General features: G+C 69.3%; 20 protein-coding genes, 1 tRNA gene and 1 pseudogene. 14 read left to right on the top strand and 8 right to left on the bottom strand.

Annotated features, from left to right (window positions below; all coding sequences use genetic code 11):
- The first annotated feature begins 150 nt into the window (after positions 1–150).
- Both ACTIR_RS0116655 and ACTIR_RS23880 read left to right on the top strand, forming a co-directional pair.
- The gene (locus ACTIR_RS0116655) at positions 151–1029 is read left to right on the top strand and encodes a polysaccharide deacetylase family protein (RefSeq protein ID WP_026455139.1); all 879 of its coding nucleotides are present in this window, start codon (positions 151–153) and stop codon (positions 1027–1029) included.
- Between the two features lie 169 nt (positions 1030–1198).
- Positions 1199–2455, top strand: a complete 1257-nt coding sequence (locus ACTIR_RS23880; protein ID WP_052583925.1) for an MFS transporter — start codon at positions 1199–1201, stop codon at positions 2453–2455.
- 192 nt (positions 2456–2647) lie between these two features.
- On the opposite strand, the gene ACTIR_RS0116640 is transcribed toward ACTIR_RS23880, so the two are convergent.
- Positions 2648–3091 (bottom strand): GbsR/MarR family transcriptional regulator, encoded by a 444-nt coding sequence (locus ACTIR_RS0116640; protein WP_026455137.1) that lies wholly within the window; start codon positions 3089–3091, stop codon positions 2648–2650.
- 80 nt (positions 3092–3171) lie between these two features.
- Between ACTIR_RS0116640 and ACTIR_RS0116635 the strand changes: the two genes are divergently transcribed.
- Together ACTIR_RS0116635 and ACTIR_RS0116630 are read left to right on the top strand one after the other, a co-directional pair.
- The gene (locus tag ACTIR_RS0116635; protein WP_026455136.1) at positions 3172–4071 is read left to right on the top strand and encodes an ABC transporter ATP-binding protein; all 900 of its coding nucleotides are present in this window, start codon (positions 3172–3174) and stop codon (positions 4069–4071) included.
- On the top strand, positions 4068–5615 hold the full coding sequence (locus ACTIR_RS0116630) for an ABC transporter permease (RefSeq protein ID WP_026455135.1): 1548 nt from the start codon (positions 4068–4070) through the stop codon (positions 5613–5615). The genes ACTIR_RS0116635 and ACTIR_RS0116630 overlap by 4 nt, the downstream gene beginning before the upstream one ends.
- A 16-nt stretch (positions 5616–5631) precedes the next feature.
- Here ACTIR_RS0116630 and ACTIR_RS0116625 read toward each other — a convergent pair whose 3' ends face one another.
- The 4 genes and pseudogenes from ACTIR_RS0116625 to ACTIR_RS0116615 all read right to left on the bottom strand — a co-directional run bounded on the left by ACTIR_RS0116625 (position 5632) and on the right by ACTIR_RS0116615 (position 9073).
- Positions 5632–5949: a DUF6281 family protein gene (locus tag ACTIR_RS0116625; protein ID WP_154663792.1), complete on the bottom strand. Its 318-nt coding sequence runs from the start codon at positions 5947–5949 to the stop codon at positions 5632–5634.
- A gap of 215 nt (positions 5950–6164) precedes the next feature.
- The gene (locus ACTIR_RS25555) at positions 6165–6794 is read right to left on the bottom strand and encodes a DUF4145 domain-containing protein (RefSeq protein WP_084789580.1); all 630 of its coding nucleotides are present in this window, start codon (positions 6792–6794) and stop codon (positions 6165–6167) included.
- 196 nt (positions 6795–6990) lie between these two features.
- Positions 6991–7715: pseudogene (locus ACTIR_RS25550) on the bottom strand (IS5 family transposase).
- Positions 7716–7924: 209 nt separating this feature from the next.
- Positions 7925–9073: a helix-turn-helix domain-containing protein gene (locus ACTIR_RS0116615; protein WP_026455133.1), complete on the bottom strand. Its 1149-nt coding sequence runs from the start codon at positions 9071–9073 to the stop codon at positions 7925–7927.
- A gap of 107 nt (positions 9074–9180) precedes the next feature.
- Here ACTIR_RS0116615 and ACTIR_RS0116610 point away from each other — a divergent pair, with 107 nt between their 5' ends.
- The 5 genes from ACTIR_RS0116610 to ACTIR_RS0116590 all read left to right on the top strand — a co-directional run bounded on the left by ACTIR_RS0116610 (position 9181) and on the right by ACTIR_RS0116590 (position 11779).
- A complete protein-coding gene (locus ACTIR_RS0116610) occupies positions 9181–9429 on the top strand; it encodes a zinc finger protein (protein ID WP_026455132.1) in 249 nt (82 codons plus the stop codon).
- On the top strand, positions 9426–9650 hold the full coding sequence (locus tag ACTIR_RS0116605; protein ID WP_026455131.1) for a hypothetical protein: 225 nt from the start codon (positions 9426–9428) through the stop codon (positions 9648–9650). Before ACTIR_RS0116610 ends, ACTIR_RS0116605 begins: the two co-directional genes overlap by 4 nt.
- Positions 9650–9892, top strand: coding sequence for a hypothetical protein (locus ACTIR_RS27260; RefSeq protein ID WP_065388600.1), 243 nt, complete (start codon positions 9650–9652; stop codon positions 9890–9892). The genes ACTIR_RS0116605 and ACTIR_RS27260 overlap by 1 nt, the downstream gene beginning before the upstream one ends.
- Positions 9893–10183: 291 nt before the next feature.
- A complete protein-coding gene (locus ACTIR_RS0116595; protein ID WP_233345931.1) occupies positions 10184–11227 on the top strand; it encodes a radical SAM protein in 1044 nt (347 codons plus the stop codon).
- Between the two features lie 9 nt (positions 11228–11236).
- Positions 11237–11779: a class IV adenylate cyclase gene (locus ACTIR_RS0116590; RefSeq protein ID WP_026455128.1), complete on the top strand. Its 543-nt coding sequence runs from the start codon at positions 11237–11239 to the stop codon at positions 11777–11779.
- A gap of 158 nt (positions 11780–11937) precedes the next feature.
- Here ACTIR_RS0116590 and ACTIR_RS0116585 read toward each other — a convergent pair.
- Together ACTIR_RS0116585 and ACTIR_RS0116580 are read right to left on the bottom strand one after the other, a co-directional pair.
- Positions 11938–12014, bottom strand: a tRNA-Pro gene (locus ACTIR_RS0116585).
- 145 nt (positions 12015–12159) lie between these two features.
- Positions 12160–14109, bottom strand: coding sequence for an aconitate hydratase (locus ACTIR_RS0116580; RefSeq protein WP_026455127.1), 1950 nt, complete (start codon positions 14107–14109; stop codon positions 12160–12162).
- Between the two features lie 35 nt (positions 14110–14144).
- Between ACTIR_RS0116580 and ACTIR_RS0116575 the strand changes: the two genes are divergently transcribed.
- The 4 genes from ACTIR_RS0116575 to ACTIR_RS0116560 all read left to right on the top strand — a co-directional run bounded on the left by ACTIR_RS0116575 (position 14145) and on the right by ACTIR_RS0116560 (position 15828).
- Positions 14145–14597 (top strand): fluoride efflux transporter FluC, encoded by a 453-nt coding sequence (locus tag ACTIR_RS0116575; protein WP_026455126.1) that lies wholly within the window; start codon positions 14145–14147, stop codon positions 14595–14597.
- The gene (locus tag ACTIR_RS0116570) at positions 14594–14944 is read left to right on the top strand and encodes a DUF190 domain-containing protein (protein WP_026455125.1); all 351 of its coding nucleotides are present in this window, start codon (positions 14594–14596) and stop codon (positions 14942–14944) included. The genes ACTIR_RS0116575 and ACTIR_RS0116570 overlap by 4 nt, the downstream gene beginning before the upstream one ends.
- Complete coding sequence (gene crcB, locus ACTIR_RS0116565) at positions 14941–15330, top strand: fluoride efflux transporter CrcB (protein WP_026455124.1); 390 nt, start codon at positions 14941–14943, stop codon at positions 15328–15330. The genes ACTIR_RS0116570 and crcB overlap by 4 nt, the downstream gene beginning before the upstream one ends.
- 75 nt (positions 15331–15405) lie before the next feature.
- Positions 15406–15828 (top strand): nitroreductase family deazaflavin-dependent oxidoreductase, encoded by a 423-nt coding sequence (locus ACTIR_RS0116560; RefSeq protein ID WP_026455123.1) that lies wholly within the window; start codon positions 15406–15408, stop codon positions 15826–15828.
- Here ACTIR_RS0116560 and ACTIR_RS0116555 read toward each other — a convergent pair.
- Complete coding sequence (locus ACTIR_RS0116555; RefSeq protein ID WP_199285638.1) at positions 15825–17969, bottom strand: S9 family peptidase; 2145 nt, start codon at positions 17967–17969, stop codon at positions 15825–15827. The genes ACTIR_RS0116560 and ACTIR_RS0116555 overlap by 4 nt on opposite strands.
- A gap of 254 nt (positions 17970–18223) precedes the next feature.
- On the opposite strand from ACTIR_RS0116555, the gene rocD reads away from it, so the two are divergent.
- Positions 18224–19129, top strand: a 906-nt coding sequence (gene rocD, locus ACTIR_RS0116550) for an ornithine--oxo-acid transaminase (RefSeq protein ID WP_026455121.1), incomplete at its 3' end; no start/stop codon positions are given.

Raw genomic sequence — 19129 nt, 5'->3', positions numbered from 1 at the left:
CGGCGGCACGCCGTTGCCGCGACTGGCTGCGCGCGACCGGGGTGGTCGCGTCCGGACGGACGGCGGACGGGTGACGGGCCCGCCACGCCCGGGGGCGGGGAGGAAACACCGTTCCCCCCGGGACGGCGTACAGGAAAGGACGTGAGTGCGATGGCCAAGGAGATTCTGGTGGCCTACGGCGTCGACGTGGACGCGGTCGGCGGCTGGCTCGGCTCCTACGGGGGCGAGAACTCGCCGTGCGACATCTCCCGGGGGCTGTTCGCCGGTGAGGTCGGCGTGCCCCGCATGATGGAAATGTTCCGCCGGAAGGAGCTGCGTACCACCTGGTTCTGGCCGGGCCATTCGATCGAGACCTTCCCGGGCGAGTTCGACGCCTGCGTCGGTGCGGGACACGAGATCGGCGTCCACGGCTACAGCCACGAGAACCCGATCGCGATGAGCCGGGACCAGGAGTCGGCCGTCCTGGACCACTGCATCGACCTCATCGAGACGCGCACCGGCACGCGACCAACCGGCTACGTGGCGCCGTGGTGGGAGTTCTCGTCCGTGACGAACGAACTGCTGCTGGAGCGCGGCATCAAGTACGACCACTCCCTGATGCACCGGGACTTCGAGCCGTACTACGTGCGAGCCGGCGACAGCTGGACCCCGATCGACTTCGAGCGCCCCGCCGCGGACTGGATGAAGCCGTTGCGGCGCGGCGAGGAGACCGACCTGGTCGAGATCCCCGCGTCCTGGTACCTCGACGACCTTCCCCCGATGATGTTCATCAAGGCCAGTCCCAACAGCCACGGCTTCGTCAGCCCGCGGGAGCTGGAGACGATGTGGCGGGACCAGTTCGACTGGATCCACCGCGAATCCGACTACGCCGTGTTCACCATGACCGTGCACCCGGACGTGTCCGGACGCCCGCAGAATCTGCTCATGCACGAACGCCTCATCGACCACATCAACGGTCACGACGGCGTCCGCTGGGCCACCTTCGACGAGATCGCCGACGACTTCCTCCGGCGTCGCCCCCGCCGCTGACGCCACCGGGGTGCGCCGCGCCGCCGGAGAACCGGCGACGACGGATACGCGTCGCCATCCCCTCGCCTGACGAAGGCCTCGTCAGTGCCTCCCGGAGGAGGGCGCGCACCTCCGCCTCCCTCGACCGCCCGTGCTCCGGACCGGATGCCGATGTTGACCTTCAGGCGGCATGAACCTCCACGATGTGCCGGTGTCGAGCGAAGAAAGATTGCCGGTACGGTTCTTCGGATGGCTGGGTGGTGCGCTTTTCTTCCAACTCGGTGATTCCGTTCTCCGGTTCGCCATCGGGTGGTCCGCTGCCGCACATGGGGGCATGTGGGCCGGTATCGCACTGTCCGCGACCGTGTTGCCCCGAACCGCGCTGATGCTGATCGGGGGCGCTGTCAGTGATCGGGGTTCCCCGCGTACCGTACTGATCCGCGCCGTGGCCGTGATGATTACAGCTTGTCTGGCGTTCGCTGCGATCACATTCGCGATCGGAGTTCCGTTATGGCTGCTCATCCTGTTCGGCCTGCTGATCGGCACCACGGATGCCTTCTCGTATCCTTCGAACGGCTCGATGCCGCGACTCCTGGTCGGAACCGACCTCCTGCCCCGCGCTCTGGCGATGCGGCACAGTGGTACGCAACTGATCACGCTACTCGGCGCGCCGACAGGTGGTTTTCTGGTCGCGTGGGTCGGGATGACCGGCGTTGCCCTTCTGGACGCGGCGACGTTTGCCGTGCTGCCCTGCGCTCTGCTCTTGCTGCGGCCGAATCCCGTGGGTCAGCCATCACAACGAAAGTCAAGCGTGTTTCGGGACGCCATCGATGGTGTTGGGCTCGTGGTCCGGGATCCTCTGCTGCGCCCGGCACTGCTCCTGACAGCCGTCGTGGCCTCGGCAGCCATTCCGGTAGCGACCCTGCTTGTGCCGTTGCTCGCACGGGATCTCGGTCTTTCCGCCGGTGCTGCCGGACTCATCGTGAGTGGCGAGGCCGGCGGCTCGATCCTGGTCGCTCTCACGGTGTCCAAGTACGGTGCCTTCTCTCGTCCCGGCCTCGTCGCCCCGATCGGCCTGGCGATCACGGGGGTCGGTGTTGCCACCCTCACCGGTGTGGCTGCCCTACCCCTACTGGTCCTTGCCGCAGTGATCTCCGGGCTCGGGCTGGGGCTCTTCGTGTCTCACGTCGGCCCTCTGATGCTCGGTTCGAGCCCCGATGGCTATCTCTCCCGGGTCCAAGCCGTCATCGGCCTTGCCCAGGGCGGTTCCTTGTTGGTGAGCAACAACGCACTGGGTGGAATAGCGCACGCGACATCTCCGGACATCGCAGCCTTGGTGTGCGCCGCGTTCTTGTTCCTCGCGGCTGTCGCTGCGGCCATCTCGAGACCGATCCGATCAAGTCGCCTGTACCGCCCGATCGACGAACTCGGATCCCGCGAGACCTGACCCGACACGACAGCAAGCTCCCTGGGCCACAAGGGCATTACCGTCTACGTGAGCGGTTCCCGCGACGAACTGCCCGGAGCACTGTAATCGATGTGGCGCGCTCCCCGAGTGACATTGACGGGCGTGGGCGGGTGCTGTTGATGCGGCGGGCCGGCTCCGCCTACGCCGACCGCAGACTCGCGTTCCCGGTGGTCACCGCATCGCGCGCCACTGCTCGACGAGCGCGGGCAGCTGCGCGCGGAGGAAGGCGAAGAACTCCGCGGTTTCGAGCAGACGTGCGGCGGCCCGCTCGTCGTCGGCCGCGTTCGCGCCGTCGGCGAGGAGCGCTTCGAGGGTCCGGAGCGTGTCCTCCTGGCCGACGGTGGCCTCGACCCAGGCGTCGGGACGGACCGCGTAGACGAGTTGCCGGTCGCCGCGCCGGGTGGTGTCGACCAGGTGGAGGGTGCGCAGCATCTTGGCGCCGTTCGAAATGGCCGAGGGCCCCACCTCCAGACGTGTGGCGAGCTCGCTCGCGGTGAGCGCCCCGTCGGGCGCCGCCATGAGGGTGGCGAACATCCGGGCGGACATCCTCGGCCAGCCCGAACGCGCCAGCATCTCGGCGAACCGCTCGACGAACCTGTCGACGTCCCCTGCCATCAGTGGTCCCTCCTCGTCGGATCGGGATGACCGGACTCTATTACTTCACAAATTTCATGAACCATGTGTAGCGTATCGCCATGGCACCGGCGATCCGGCTTCACCAGGTCTCCAAGTCCTTCGGTCGTGCGCGGGCTCTCGCCGGCCTCGACCTGACCGTCCACCGGGGCGAGGTGCACGGGCTGCTCGGCCCGAACGGAGCGGGCAAGTCGACGGCGATCCGCGTGCTGCTGGGGATGCTCCGTCCCGGCGCGGGCGGTGCCACGGTGCTCGGGCGGGACCCGTGGTCGGCGGCACCCGAGTTGCACCGGCGACTGGCCTACGTGCCGGGGGACGTGAGCCTGTGGCCGAACCTCACCGGGGGCGAGGTGATCGACCTGCTCACCCGCATGCACGGCACCGGGAGCCGCGCCCGGCGCGACGAGTTGATCGAACGGTTCGAGCTGGATCCCGCCAAGCGGTCGCGCACGTACTCGAAGGGCAACCGACAGAAGGTCGGCCTGGTCACGGCGTTCAGCCTGGACGCCGATCTGCTCGTCCTCGACGAACCGACGTCCGGACTCGACCCGCTGATGAACGAGGTCTTCAAGGAGTGTGTCCGCGAGGCCAACCGCGCCGGGCGGACGGTGCTGCTGTCCAGCCACATCCTCTCGGAGGTCGAGCAGTTGTGCGGGCGGGTCAGCATCGTCCGCTCCGGCCGCACGGTCGACGCCGGTTCACTGGCCGAACTACGGGCGCACGCCGCCACCATGGTCACCGCGACCCTGGCGACGGCACCCGACGACCTGTCCGGGATCGAGGGCGTGCGGGACGTCGTCGCCGACGGCACCCGGATCACCGTCACGACGACGCGGTACGACGCCTTGATGACGTGTCTGGCACGGGCGGGCATCGAGTCCCTGACGGTGACCCCGCCGACGCTGGAGGACCTGTTCCTGCACTACTACCCCACCACCACGACCACGGAGCCCGTCCGATGAGCACACTGACCGGCACCGCGGGAATGCTCGAGCTCACCCTCCGCCGGGAGCGGATCCATGCCCCCGCCTGGTACGGGTTGTCCGCGCTGCTGGTGGTCGTGGTCGGCGCCGGGATCCTCGGGACCTACCCGACCGACGCCGCCCGCGCAGACCTGGCCGCCACCGTCAACGCCGACGCCGGAGAGCTGTTCCTCATCGGCCCGATGGTCGGCACCGACATCGGTGGTCTCCTCCTCTGGCGCACGCAGGGAATCGCGATCATCTTCCTCGCGCTGGCGTCCCTCATCGTGGTCGGACGCAACACCCGGGCCGACGAGGAGAACGGCACCGCGGAGATGCTCGGCGCCGCCGCCCTCGGACGGGCCGCACCGCTGAGCGCCGCCCTCACGGTCGCCGCCGCAGGCTCCGTGAGCGCGGGCCTCGTCGTCGCCATCGGGTTCACCGCACTCGGCGCGGACCCCGTCGGCAGCGCGTTCGCGGGTGCCCAGGTGATCGTGCTCGGACTGCTGTTCGCGGGCATCGCGGGGCTCGCCGGGCAGCTCCTGCGGACCAGCCGGGCCTCCACCGGCCTCTCGGTCACCGTCCTGGCGGTGCTCTACCTCGTCCGCGGCGCCGTCGACGCCACCGGAGGTAGCCACTGGACATCACCACTGGGCTGGGTCGCCGCAGTACGGCCCTACGCCGACAACAACGTCGTCCCCCTGCTCCCCGCTCTGGCCCTGGCCGGTGTCTGTACCGCCCTCGGCCTGCGGGCCGCCTCCCGCCGCGACCTCGGCGCGGGGCTGCTTTCCGACCGTACGGGGCGGTCCCATGCCGCACGCGTACTGCGCGGACCGCTGTCGCTCGCGCTGCGGACCAGCCGGGGAACCATCCTCGGAGGCAGCGCGGCCGCGGCTCTGCTCGGACTGCTGATCGGCTCCGTCGCGTCCACCGTCGATGAGCAGGTCAGCCTCGACCTCGGCGGCACCGGCCCGGGGCTCGCCCCGGTCACCCTCCACCTCGCACCCCAGATCATCACCGTCCTCGCCCTGGTCACCCTGCTCCGCGCCCGGGGCGAGGTCACCAGCGGCAGAGCCGAAATGCTCCTGGCCGGTCCGCTGCACCGCGCCCGGTGGCTGCTCGCTCACGCGGCCACGGCCGGCATCGCCACTCTCGCCACCCTCACCGGCCTCGGGCTCGGACTGGGCATCGCGCACGCCGGAGCCGACGGCGACGCCACCGAGATCGCCCTCTGGACTTGGGCGGCCGTCGTCCGCGCCCCGGCCGTGTGGCTGCTCACCGCGCTGACCGCCGTGGTCCTGGCCCGCGCGCCCCGCTTCGCCGCCGCCTCCGGATTCACCGTGCTCGGGCTGCTCCTGGCACTCGAATTCGGGGCGGAACTGCGACTCCTCCCACCGGAAGCCCTCGGCCTCTCCCCCTTCGCACTGGTGCCCCAACTCCCCGAGGGGGCGGACAACCTCGGGGGCACCGCCGCCCTGCTTGCGGTCACCGCGGCACTCACCGCATTAACGGCCCGACTCGTTCGCCGTCTGGATATTCACTGATACGGCACCGTGCTTCTCATCTGCGTGCCATCAACCACTCGTCACCGCGTTGCACGGCGATCATCTTCGTCGGATCGACACCGTCGATCGATGCCGCGGGGAACCGCACCGGTTCAGGCTCCCCTCTCGCGACCCCCGTATCGCGGCAGGGGAGCTGGGTTGCCTTCCCGATCGAGGTCACCGCACGAGGATCAACGGTTTCCGTAGTGGCCCTCACGTGATAGTCCTCGCCGCCGAAGGTCACCACATCCACGCAGGCCGAATGCCCACCCATTGAACTCTCACATCCGACCACCGTCCACGCCGTCACCACCAACACCGAGGCGGCGGTCACGAAACCCCTCCTGAACCCCCCCATTCGTCGCCTCCTCTCGCATACCGACTCGCCACACAGGTATCGGCGAGTTCTGATCGTGCGTGCGGAGCCAAGCCTGGCAGGAATGTCCGCCACAGCGTTGACCATGAAACCTGCGCAACGAAGCTGCTTTCCGGCGCGCTGTCCGCTGGCATCTCCAGAACCGGGCGACGCCTCGAGGATGCGGAACAGTTCTAGCCGCTGCCTTTCTTCGTTTCTCCCTTACGGTCTTCGAGTTCCTTACTCACTCGATCTAGCTTGGCAGGGGCAATGTAGAGAAATTCAAGGATTGCATCGGTGAACTCGGTGGCTGCGATAATGTCAGCATTAGTCACATCGATACCGCTTTCGTGTGCCCCGATATTTCCAAGGTGGCGCAGGTAAACCGCCATCCCCACAAAGACATCCGGGAGATTCTCCTGCCTGGCCAAATCCTTCAGGCGCTCGCCAAGATTCGCTTTCCTGCCGATCCCATTTTCAGTACAAATAGCTTCTAAGGTGCGTCGCAAACCAAGGGCGTAATAGGAGGCGTCAACAGCCTTGACTTTCTGCGCTTTTTCGAGCTCAACTTTCACCCGCGACGGAAGGAAAGACAGGTCTCGCTGCTCGGGGTATACCGTGCGATAGGAGACATCCTCAGGATTCATCCAATCGCTGTACACGTAGGTGCTGAGCGTGAGCTCTTTACACCATTTGCAGCGTTGCACGAAAAGGTTTTGGCTCCATTCGTAGCGGCGGTCCCAAGCGTCCTCCGATCTTTTCTCGATGGCCTCATCCAGAACTCTTTCGAGAGTGTCCGATGCGCCACAGTGTCTGCAGTTCATCAAGGGATCTCACTCTCCTAACGTAGCAGTGCGCTGTATGCGATACTTTAGATCGGTCCAGACAGAGGCGTCGTTACGCTTGTAACTCAAACGTTACTCCTAAGCTGCTCGTCGCCTGCATCGACGCCTATTCCCGCCACCTCCGTAGCGGTGTCGACTACAGGAAGGCTTTACGCAGTCATCATCTAAAGAGCTCCTAACGTATTCGGGTGGGGAGTCGGTGCCAGGAGATAACGCTTGTGGCGAGGGTGAGGAGGCCGTGGTGGATGTCGGTGCGGCGTTCCCACCGGGTGGCACGACCCAGCGCACGGCCTGGTTGGTGTCGCGGCGGCTGATCAACGGGCGGATCCCCCGTCGCCGCCGCGCGTCGCGCTACGTCGTAGCCCCGGTCGGCCACGAGGACGTCGGGTCTTCGGCGGGGTCTGCCTCGCCGTCCCCGTACCAGTGAAATGGCTTCGACCAGCGGCAGGAGTTGGGTGACGTCGCCTGCCGTTGCCGCCGGTGAGACGCACCGCGAGCGGGATGCCGCCGCCGTCGCAGATCACATGGTGCTTGGAGCCGGTCTTGGCCCGGTCGACCGGGCTCGGCCCCGTGTCCGGGCCCCCTTTTCGCGCGCACGTGCGAAGCATCCACACAGGCCCGAGACCAGTCGATTACGGCCGCGGCGTTCAGTTCGGCCAGCAACACCTCGTGCAGCCGGTCGAACACCCCGGCGTCCTGCCAGTCCCGCAACCGCCGCCAGCACGTCATGCCCGAGCCGAAGCCCAACTCCTGCGGCAGGTCCTCCCACCCGATCCCGGTGTAGAGCACAAACACGATGTTCTGCAACACCTGCCGATCCGGCAACGGCTTCGGCCCCGTCCTGCCCGCCGGACGCACCGGCAACAACGGCTCAATCCGCGACCACAACTCATCCGACACGACCCACGGCGCAGCCGCACCAAGATCATCTCAAACCAAGATCATCAATGTGTTAAGGGCTCTCCGGGCCTCAACGAGGATGGTCCAGAGTGGCACTGCCGTCACAACACATTTCTACCAGAGCCAGCCGCCATCTCGTCTTCCCGATGACAGCGCTCGCTGGACGTTGCTCCATATGCAATTGGTGGGTAACTAAATTTCGTGTCCACTCAGCCGACCTTGAGCAGTCCCATGCGGGTTGCCAGGCCGCGCGCCTCGCGGGCGACCGCTTGCCGCCGCGCGCGCTCCACCATCGTGGACACGATCTCGCGGACGAACGTGTTGCTCCTGGTCCGTACCGGACCAAGCGTCTCCGCCTGTGCGATCAGCCCGATCACGTCTTCGTCCGGCCGCCGTAGTCCCCACAGGGCACGGGCGTAGTCGATGAAGTAGGTGGTGCGGCGTGAGTTGATTTCGAGGTCACTGGGGTGGATCGACTCCGCGAGCGTGGCGGCCGCCGCGTAGTTCCCGCTTTCGAGCGCCGCCGACATCCGCCACAGGACCACGTTGGCCGGGGTGAACAGCAGGTGATGCCGATTACCGTCCTCGACATGCTCGGCGAGCCCCTCAGCCTCGTCGAGCGCGGCGGACGGGTCCCCACCGATCACAGAGTTGATGAATCCCGTGGTGAGCGTCAGCGCACCGCGGACGTCGACCGACTCCTCAGGCACGATCTCGAGCGCATTGGCGGCGAGCACACCGGCGCGGCGGTGCGCACCGAGGCCCGAGCACGCTTGGGCGCGGGCGAAGGCGGCGAGCGAGATCCAGTGCGGATCACCGAGCCGCTCGGCGGCCTCGTGCCCCCTGTCCGCCGCGATCCACGCGAGGTCCAACGCACCCAACCCCTTGACCAGCAGCGAGGTGGTGTGCGCGACGCTCACGAGCGCCCGGAGCGCTTCCGCCTGCCGCGCGTGCGTATGGAGGGCCGTGATCAGGGGCGGCAGTCGGTGACCCACCTCGGCCATCTGGTTCGCTTGCCGCATCGCCGCGACCAACTGTGTCTCGGCGACGAGCGACGAGAGTTCGCCTTGCGGCGGATTGTCGTTGAGGTCGCTGTCGAGTAGTGCGGCACGGATCGCGGGGACGGTGCTGTCGGCGTCCGGGTCGCGTATCTCGAGTCCGTCACCGGTGATGTCGGCGAGGCTGACCCGCAGCGTGTCAGCGATCGCGACCAGGGTGCTTCGTCGCTCGACCGCGGCCTTCCCGTTCTCGATCTTCGACAGGTAGCCCTTCGACAGGCCAGCGAGGCCGGCGGCTTGCTCAAGCGTCAGGCCCCGCCAACGGCGTAGGCGCCTGATGGTTACCCCAATCGTGTCCATGTTGGCGACCATACCCGCTGAGTTTCCTGTGAGGAAACATTCAGCGTGTCGCGCCGCATACCTTCCGTGCACACAAGTCCGAGAAGCTGAGCATGGAGGGGACACCGATGATTCGCCACTGGTGGCAACCCGCCAAAGGACGGCGCCACGCTTACAACCGCACCACCGTTATCCCCGGTGCAGACCAAATGTTCACCGCGTTGTGCGGCACGGAGGTCGCTCCTACCGCGAGCGACTTCGGTCTGGACGGGCCGCCGAGTCCGACCTGCTGGCAGTGCGACCGCGAAATCCGCGTCCGCGACGGCTGGCCCGCCGAGCAGATCCCGTCGCTGGCCGCGGTGGAGGCGATGCCGTGATCAACCGCGACCGCGAACTGCTGGCTCGTATGGCCACGGTCAACCGCACGCTCGGTGGCGTGGCGGTGGAACTGATGGCCCGCCAGGACGGCGGCGAATTGCCCGCCGAGGAACTGCACGAGGTGGGCATCGCCCTGCGCGATCTGGCCGATGACCTGGTCGGCCGCGCCGCCGACCTGCGCGGCCACACACTCCACCGCACCACCGAGGAGCCCCGCTGATGCCCCGACACGCGCTGCTCGCCCGCTCCGGCCCCGAGAGCCCCGCTGAGATCACTCTGCGCCTTCCTCCGATGCACTCCGCCGACACCGCGGTGATGTATCGACTGCCCGACTACTGGTCCTGGCCCGTGCTCGACCCGGACGTCGAGGCCGACCGGGCCAGGAGTGCGCTACGGCAGCGCACCGACCCGCCGGTGGACGTGCTGCGTCGCGTCCTCGACGGACTCCGCGCCCTGAACTGAGACCCCGCCCGGTGCGCTCCTCCCCGACTGCCGCGCCGGGCGGCCCTGTCCCTGATGAAAGGCGTCCACCCGCGCTATCCCCGTGCAGCCGGTGACCACAGCCTCCGGTCGGCGCGGATCGAGCGCCCCCGAGCCACGCATCCGCTCCCCGGACCACGCCAGGAATGCGGCGTGCCCCGGGACGCCGAATACACGGACAAGCACCACGGGAGACGCGATAACCAGTCCCCGCGACGAATGGGGGTCGTCATGTCCATACCGACCTACATCCGACCCGACCGCACTCTCCGAGTGAAAATTCTCGACGCGTGCGGCATGACCTGCACCTTCTGCCACAACGAGGGAACACCGGTCGCCGCGGACAACTCGCGCCGCACCCTGCCGCTGTTCACCTCGTCCGGCGCCAGCGGTCGAGTATCGATCTACACCGAGCGCAACGGTGCCAGTTTCATACCAGCGACCATGATGCCGGGCCCCGAGTACGCCGAGGCGATCGGGACACTGCGCGACACGCTCGACGTGTCGGAACTACACCTCACCGGCGGGGAGCCCACATTGCATCCGAGGCTGGCCGAGCTCGTCCGCATCTCCGTCGACCAGGGCTACAGCGTGCGCATGACCTCGAACGGCGAGAACGGCGCGCGGGCGATCCCGGCCGCTGCTGAGGCCGGTCTGGAGAAGGTGAACTTCTCGGTGTTCGGAACCACGCCCGGGGAGCTCGCGCAGGTGCAGCACCAGCGGTTCGCCGACCTCGACCGCGCCACGCGCAAGATCGATACTTTGAAGGCCTCCATCCAAGCGTGCAGCGACCACGGGGTACGGGCGGACGCGAACATCGTGGTGGTGAACCGCGACCACATCGAGCGGGTCCACCGGCTGCTCGATGAGTACAGCCCGGAGCTGTCGGTACGGCTACTCAACAGCCTCGACGACGGGCGCGACTCGCTCGACGCTATCGCCGCGGTGCTCGCGCAGCGTGGCGCCACCGTGGAGGCGCACCACATCACTGCCGGAGCATCGGGGTTCCGCACCTCGTACCTGCTCCCGGAAGGCCGGCGGATCTACGTCAAGCGCATCCGCCCCACCCGGCTGCCGGTGACGTGCCGAGACTGCCGGTTCAACAACGACCGCGACTGCCAGGAAGGGTTCTACGGCACCCGGCTGTACCGGTCGCGGGACAAGCGGTGGCTCGCGGGAGTGTGCATCCAGCGGATGGACCTGTGCCAAGAGGTCGGCGACTTCGCCGCGAGCCCGGTGTCACGAGAGATCGTGAACTTCCGCGACGAAGAGCATACCGCTCTGTCAACAGACGTGACCCCGCATGAGAAGAGATAGGATGCAGCGATGCCCATCGAGTATGAGGCGAAGGCCTTGGACATCAACCACCGCGAGGTCGCGGAGTGGCTGTCGGACCGGGCGCGCCTGGTGGCGCCGCGACACCTCCAGCGACGCTACGTCTACGACATCACGCCTGGCGACGACTCGACATGGATGCGGCTGCGGGAGACGGCTGCCGACGCCACATTGTCCATCAAACGCATTCGCCATGACGGCATCGATGGCACCGACGAGTGGGAAACCGGCGTCGACGACTTCGACACCACCCACCAGATGCTGGGCATGTTGGGGTTCAATGCGAAGGCCTACCAGGAGAACTACCGCACCAGCTGGGCGTACGAGGACGTGAAACTCGAACTGGATGAATGGCCCCACATCCCGCCGTACCTGGAGATCGAAGGCACAGACGAGCAGACAGTACGCGCCGCTGCGGTATGGCTTGGTCTGGACCCAGACGCCTTGACCGGGATGAACACCACCAAGGTGTACCGCCACTACGGACTCGAGATCGCCGATTACTCAGAACTACGGTTCGGACACCAAAAATAGCAGCGTACTGGGCAGACGACGGCGGGCGGCGTTGGCAAGAAGGCCGTCGGCAAGATCCGGTCTGTCTGACGTGTTGGCGAAATGTCGGCCGCCACTGATCACCGCTCGTGCCGTGAAATGCAGAAGGGGCCGCCTACCTGCGTAGACGGCCCCTTCGGTGGTCGGGCTGACAGGATTTGAACCTGCGACCCCTTGACCCCCAGTCAAGTGCGCTACCAAACTGCGCCACAGCCCGGCCGCCACCCTCTGGGAAGGTGACGCCTGTAAGGCTACCGCGCCTCTCCCCCGGCCCGCACACGGGGGTGGCCCCGCCGGAGTCGGCCGTGCCCGGCAGGTCACCGGCGGGCCGGCACACCCCGGAGTGTGCTCGTCGCACTCCGTCAACCCGCGCGTGCCAGCAGCGGGATGCGTCCCCCCGCGAGCACCGCCTCCACCTGACGGGGCGACAGCCGGTGGCACACCGTGTACTCCTCGCCCCGGGTCTCGTTGCGGACGGTGAGATCCCCGCCGTCCGGCAGCTGCTCCCGCAGCCCCTCCAGCACCAGCGTGTCTCCCTGACCGATGCGGTCGTAGTCGGCCGGGTCGGTGAACTCCAGCGCGAGGATGCCGAAGTTCGCCAGGTTCTGCCAGTGGATGCGGGCGAACGACTTCGCCAGCACCGCCTTGAGGCCCAGGTGCCGTGGGGTGATCGCGGCGTGTTCGCGGGACGAGCCCTGGCCGTAGTTGTCCCCGCCGACGACGACGTGTCCGCCCGCGGCCTCGGCCGCGCGGTCGGAGTAGGAGGGGTCGACCTGATCGAAGGTGAACGTCGCCAGCTGGGGCACGTTCGACCGGTACGGCAGGGCGCGTGCGCCCGCCGGGGAGATCTCGTCGGTGGAGATGTTGTCGCCCACCTTGAGCAGCACCGGCGCCTCGATGCGGTCCGGCAGCGGCGGGAAGTCCGGCAGCGCGGAGATGTTCGGGCCCTTCACCAGTGGCTCCTGCCGGGCCTGTTCGGGTGGCGGCGGTTCCTCCAGCATGGCCGTGTTGATCGTCGACCGTGCGGGCAGCGGCAGGTCCGGGTAGGGCATCTCCAGTTTGTCCGCCAGGTCCCGCGGGTCGGTGATCACGCCGGTCAGGGCCGAGGCGGCCGCCGTCTCCGGCGAGCACAGCCAGACCGAGTCCTCCTTCGTGCCGGAGCGGCCCGGGAAGTTGCGGGGGAAGGTGCGCAGCGAGTTCTGCCCGACGGCGGGGGCCTGGCCCATGCCGATGCAGCCCATGCACCCGGCCTGGTGAATCCGCGCACCCGCCGAGATCAGGTCGAAGGTGCCGCCCATCTTCGTCAGGTCGGACAGGATCTCCCGCGAGGTGGGGTTGACGTCGAAACTGACGGCGTCGTTGGTCTGCCTGCCCTTCACCATGTGCGCGGCGATGGCGAAGTCGCGCAGGCCCGGGTTGGCCGACGACCCGATCACCACCTGGCTGATCTCGGTGTCGGCCACCTCGCACACCGGCACGACGTTGTCCGGCGACGACGGTTTCGCGATCAACGGTTCCAGTGTGGACAGATCGATCTCGTCGGTGACGTCGTAGGTCGCGTCCGGGTCGGCGACGATCTCGACGAAGTCCTGTTCCCGCCCCTCGGCGCGCAGGAACTCGTACACCGCGGCGTCGGAGGGGAACACCGTGGTGGTGGCGCCCAGTTCGGCGCCCATGTTGGCGATCACGTGCCGGTCCATCGCCGACAGGGTGGACACGCCCGGCCCGTGGTACTCGACGATGCGGTTCAGCCCGCCCTTGACGCTGTGCCGGCGCAGCATTTCCAGGATGACGTCCTTGGCCGAGACCCACGGCGGCAGCTCCCCCGTCAGCCGCACGCCCCAGATCTCCGGCATCCGCAGATACACCGGCTGCCCGGCGATCGCGGTGGCGGCCTCCAGACCGCCCACGCCCATCGCCAGCATGCCCAGCGATCCGGCGGCGGGCGTGTGCGAGTCGGAGCCGACCATGCTCTTGCCGGGCACGCCGAATCGCTGCTGGTGGGTGGGGTGCGAGACCCCGTTGCCCGCCTTCGAGTACCAGATGCCGTAGCGGCGGCAGGCCGAGCGGAGATAGGCGTGGTCCTCGGCGTTCTTCTCGTCCGCCTGCAGCAGGTTGTGGTCGACGTACTGCACGCTCACCTCGGTGCGGGCCCGGTCCAGACCGAGCGCTTCGAGCTCCTGCATCACCAGCGTGCCGGTGGCGTCCTGGGTGAGCGTCTGGTCGATCCGCAGGCCGATCTCCTCCCCCGGCACCATCCGGCCGTCGACGAGGTGATCGGCGATGAGCTTGTGTGCGACCGTGGAACCCATGGGCCCCGGCTACCCACGATCGGGTGTCGGCAATCATGGACGGCATGGTCGGCACGCACCACCGGGACGTGCTGCTCGTGATCGCCGCGGGCGGCGCGCTCGGCAGCCTCGCCCGGTACGGGCTCACGCTCGCGCTGCCGTACCCGACCGGGGGATTCGCGGGGGCGACGCTGACCGCGAACGTCGTCGGCTGTCTGCTCATCGGGATCCTGACGGAACTGCTCACCCGGCGGGCGGGCGCGCACCGACTGGTCCGGCCCTTCCTGGGCATCGGCGTGCTCGGCGGGTTCACCACCCTGTCCACCTACGTGCTCAACACCCTCGACACGGCCGCGGCGGGCAGGCCGGTGCTCGCGGTGGTCTACGCCGTGGGCTCGGTGGCCGCCTCGCTGGCGGCGGTGGTGGCCGGGACACTGGTCACCCGGGCCGTGCTGCGCCCCCGCCCGGGGCGCGACGGTGGTGGCGAGCGGGACGCGGAGGAGCTGTGAGACACCTGTCCGGCAGGGCGCTCCGGCTCATCGTGCACGTCGGGGAGGACGACGTGTGGCATCACCGGCCGCTGTATCACGAGATCGTGCGGCGCGCCCGTGACGCGGGGCTGGCCGGCGCCTCGGTGCTGCGCGGCATCGAGGGCTACGGCGCGAACTCCCTGATCCACACCAGCAGTCTGCTGTCGCTGTCCGAGGATCTGCCGGTCGCCGTGGTGATCGTGGACGAGCCGGAGCGGGTGCGGGCGTTCGTGCCCGAGCTGGAGGAGCTGCTCGACGGGGGCATGGTGACACTCGACGAGGTCGAGGTCGTGCGGTACGCGGCCGGGGACAGGGACCGGGCGTGACGGCCTCGGGCTGGACGGTGCTGTGGGTGGCGCTCGGCGGCGCGACCGGGGCGGTGCTGCGGTACGTGCTGGACCAGCGGGTGCAGCGCGCCACCGGCTCGGCGTTCCCGTGGGGCACGTTGACGGTGAACCTCGTGGGCTCGGCCCTGCTGGGGCTGCTCACCGGCTGGTCGCTGGCCACCGGCGGCACGGACACCGCCCGGGCGCTGCTCGGGACCGGCCTGGCCGGGGCGCTGACCACCTTCTCCACGTTCGGCTACGAGACCGTCCGGCTGGTCACCGAACGCGCGCATGCCTACGCGGCGGCGAACGTGGTGCTGACGGTGCTCGCCGGGTTCGGTGCGGCGGGCGGCGGGCTCGCGCTGGCCCTCGGCGTGTGGTCCTGACCCACGACGTCCGCCCCGGGACCGCCCACCGCACTCCCCTGGCGCGGTGCGGGTCGGCGCGCGAGAGTGGTCGGCATGGTGCTGCCGAAGACACTGGCGCGGTTCAACCGCATCGCCACCAACCGGGTGGCCGGGCGGATCGCGCCGCACATGCCGGGCATGGGCCTGCTCACCCACGTCGGCCGCCGGTCCGGGCGCCGGTACCGCACCCCGCTGAACGCCTTCCCCACCCGGGACGGCTACGTGCTGCCGGTGACCTACGGCGCGGACAGTGACTGGGTACGCAACGTCCTGGCCGCGGGCGGCGGGGACCTGACCACCCGCGGCCGGACCGTGCGGCTGGAGCAGGCGCGGCTGGTCACCGACCGCACCCGTGCCGCCGTCCCGGCCGTGGCGCGTCCGCTGCTCGGCCTGGCGGGGGTGGACGAGTTCGTCTTCCTCACCGAGGCCGCAGGTGGGTCGTCGGACACTCCACCGTCGGGTTCGGACGGTGACTAGTCCCCGGCGGCGCCCAGTTCCCGCTTGAGCCAGTCAACCTGGGTGCGCATCAGGTTCTCCGCGACCTCCTCGGCCTGCGGGGTCATGTGCGTGGCGCCCGGCAGCGGCAGGAACGTGTGCGCACGCCCGGCCGCCAGCAGCGCCGACGACAGGCGCAGCGAGTGGGCGACGAACACGTTGTCGTCGGCCAGCCCGTGCACAATCATCAGCGGCCTGCGCAGCCGGTCGGCGTCGGCGGGCAGCGAGTTGTGTGCGTAGACCTCCGGCTGCTCGTCCGGGTGGCCCAGGTAGCGCTCGGTGTAGGCGGTGTCGTAGAGGGCCCAGTCGGTGACCGGGGCGCCCGCCACGGCCGCGTGGAACACGTCCGGGCGACGCAGCACCGCCAGCGCGGCCAGGTAGCCGCCGTAGGACCAGCCCCGGATCGCCACCCGGTCCAGGTCCAGCACGCCGGGGTACTGCGAGGCCACCGCGTGCAGGGCGTCGACCTGGTCGGTCAGGGTGACCCCGGCGAAGTCCCGGGCGATCTCCTTCTCCCACGCCGGGCCCCGGCCGGGGGTACCGCGGCCGTCGGCGACGAGCACGGCGAACCCCTGGTCGGCCAGCCACTGCGGGGTCAGGAAGGCGTTGCGGCTGCGCAGCACCCGCTGGGCGTGCGGTCCGCCGTACGGGTCGAGCAGCACCGGCAGCTGCCCGTCACCGGGGTCGTACCCGCGGGGCAGCAGCAGGGCCGCCCGCAGGTCCCGTTCGCCGACGGTGAGCCACTCCGGCGCCGGTTCGAGACCGGGGTCGGCCGGGTACGAGTCGACGTGCGCCACCGGGTTCCCGTCGGTCAGCACGGACACGCGGGGCCCGCTGTGGTCCAGGCTCCAGGAGGACACCACGGCCACCCCGGCGGTGCCCGACCCCACGTGCAGTCCGTCCCCGGTGGACAGTCGCTCCACGTCGTCGCCGCGGGTGCGGTAGACGTGGATCTGGGTCGGATCACCCTCCGAGGCGCTGAACAGCACGTCGTCGCCGACGTGGAGCACCGCGCGCAGCTGGAGCTCCGGCGGGGTGGCCGGGGTCCCGTCGATCAGCAGCCGGTGGGCGCCGTCGGCCACGCCGGTGGTCACCAGCCTGCCGTCCGGGGTCCACGCGGGCACCCCGGTGAGGATCTCCACCCACTCCGGGTCGGTCTCGGTGCGCAGCAGGGTCGCCGACCCGTCGGCCGGGTCCAGCGCGTACACCTCGATCCGCCGCTGGTCGCGCGGCATGACCGCGATCAGCGGCGGCCCGCCCGCCGACCAGTGCGCGGCGACCAGGTACTCCCAGTCGGTGTGCGACACGTCCACCCGGCTGCCGTCCAGCCCGACGAACGACAGCGACACCTCGGCGTTGGTGGTCCCGGCGGCCGGGTAGGCGTTGACCGTGGGCGGGGTGTCCGGGTTCGCCGGGTCGGCGATCGTCCAGCGGGGCACCGGGGACCGGTCGGTGCGCTGCACCAGCAGGCTCCGCCCGTCCGGGGCCCACCAGTAGCCCCGCACGCGGCTGAGCTCCTCGGCGGCGATGAACTCGGCCAGCCCCCAGGTGACGTCGTCGTGCTCCGGGGTCACCAGCGCGTGGTCCGCACCGGAGGCGCGCTCGACCACCCGCAGCGCACCCCGGCTCGCGTAGGCGACGCGGGCGCCGGTGGGGTCCGGGCGCGGGTCGACCACGGCGTCGTCCACCAGCCCGGTGACCCGCCCGTCGGCGAGGTCGACGGTGTGCAGCTTGCCGGAGAGGCTGAACGCGGCGACGGTGACGTCACGGTCCACGGCGTAGGTCACCACGCCGCCGGAGCTCTCCCGGGTGCGCTCGCGCCGCGCCCGTTCCTCCGGGGGCAGTTCCTCCTCACCGGGCAGCAGGGCGGCCGCGTCGACGACCTTGCTCTCCGCGCCGGTGTCCAGGTCGAGCGTGAACAGGCTGTGCCGCCGGTCGTACGCCGACTCCGCACGCAGGAACAGCACCCGCCGTCCGTCCGGGGTGACCCGGAAGTCCTTCGGGATGCCGAGGGTGAACCGCTGGGTACGGGCCTGCCGCCGCAGGAACGAGAGATCATCCGTCACGGGAATCCACTCTCGCAGACGGCCACACAGGGTCGCCAACCCGGCGGAGCGCGCCATCCGGACCTCGGCGTCGCTCTCGCTCGTGAGCCGACCGCGCCACCTGATAGGCCCGCTGCGCGCCGGGCTCGCTCATGCGGCGGTCACGCAACTCGGTCCGGCTTCCGCGTTCCGTCATCGGGCTCATCCTCCCTCACCCTGCGAATGCTTGCGCAACGAACGCGACGGAGCTTCCGTCGAAGACGCAATGAACGGACGGTGTCGGCAACGGTCGACGGATGAAACCGCCGTGCACGGGGTTCTAGGCTGAACGCATGACGACGCTGCCCGACCTCGACAGCCGCACCGCCGACCTCATCGACCTCGACGAGCGCTTCAGCACGCACAACTACCACCCGTTGCCGGTGGTGATCGCCGAGGCGGAGGGTGCGTGGGTGACCGATGTGGAGGGACGGCACCATCTGGACCTGCTGGCCGGGTATTCGGCGCTGAACTTCGGCCACCGGCATCCCGAGCTGGTCCGCGCCGCGACCGAACAGCTCGGCCGGGTGACACTGACGTCCCGGGCGTTCCACCACGACCAGCTGGGGCTGTTCTGCCGCGAGCTGGCCGAGCTCACCGGTACCGAGATGGTGCTGCCGATGAACACCGGCGCCGAGGCGGTGGAGTCCGCACTGAAGGTGGCACGCAAGTGGGCCTACCGGGTGAAGGGCGTGCCCGCGGACCGGGCGGAGGTCGTGGTGGCCGCGGACAACTTCCACGGCCGCACCACCACGCTGGTGTCGTTCTCCACCGACGACACGGCCCGCGCGGACTACGGCCCCTACACGCCCGGCTTCGTCACCGTGCCGTACGGCGACGCCGAGGCCCTGGCGGGGGCGATCACCGAGCGCACCGCCGCCGTCCTGGTGGAGCCGATCCAGGGCGAGGCCGGGGTCGTGGTGCCGCCGGACGGCTACCTCACCGAGGCCCGCAGGCTCTGCGACGAGGCGGGTGCGCTGCTGATCGCCGACGAGATCCAGTCCGGGCTGGCCCGCACCGGCACGGTGTTCGCACTGGACCACGAGCACGTCACCGCCGACCTGTACACGCTGGGCAAGGCCCTCGGCGGCGGGATCGTGCCGGTGTCGGCGGTCGTCGGCCGCGCCGACGTGCTCGGGGTGCTGCGCCCCGGCGAGCACGGCTCCACGTTCGGCGGCAACCCGCTGGCGTGCGCGGTG

The sequence above is a fragment of the Saccharomonospora iraqiensis subsp. iraqiensis genome, from assembly GCF_000430445.1.
GTDB lineage: Bacteria > Actinomycetota > Actinomycetes > Mycobacteriales > Pseudonocardiaceae > Saccharomonospora > Saccharomonospora iraqiensis.
Note: the sequence above shows the minus strand (reverse complement) of the source record. Positions and strands in the feature narration are given on the sequence as shown.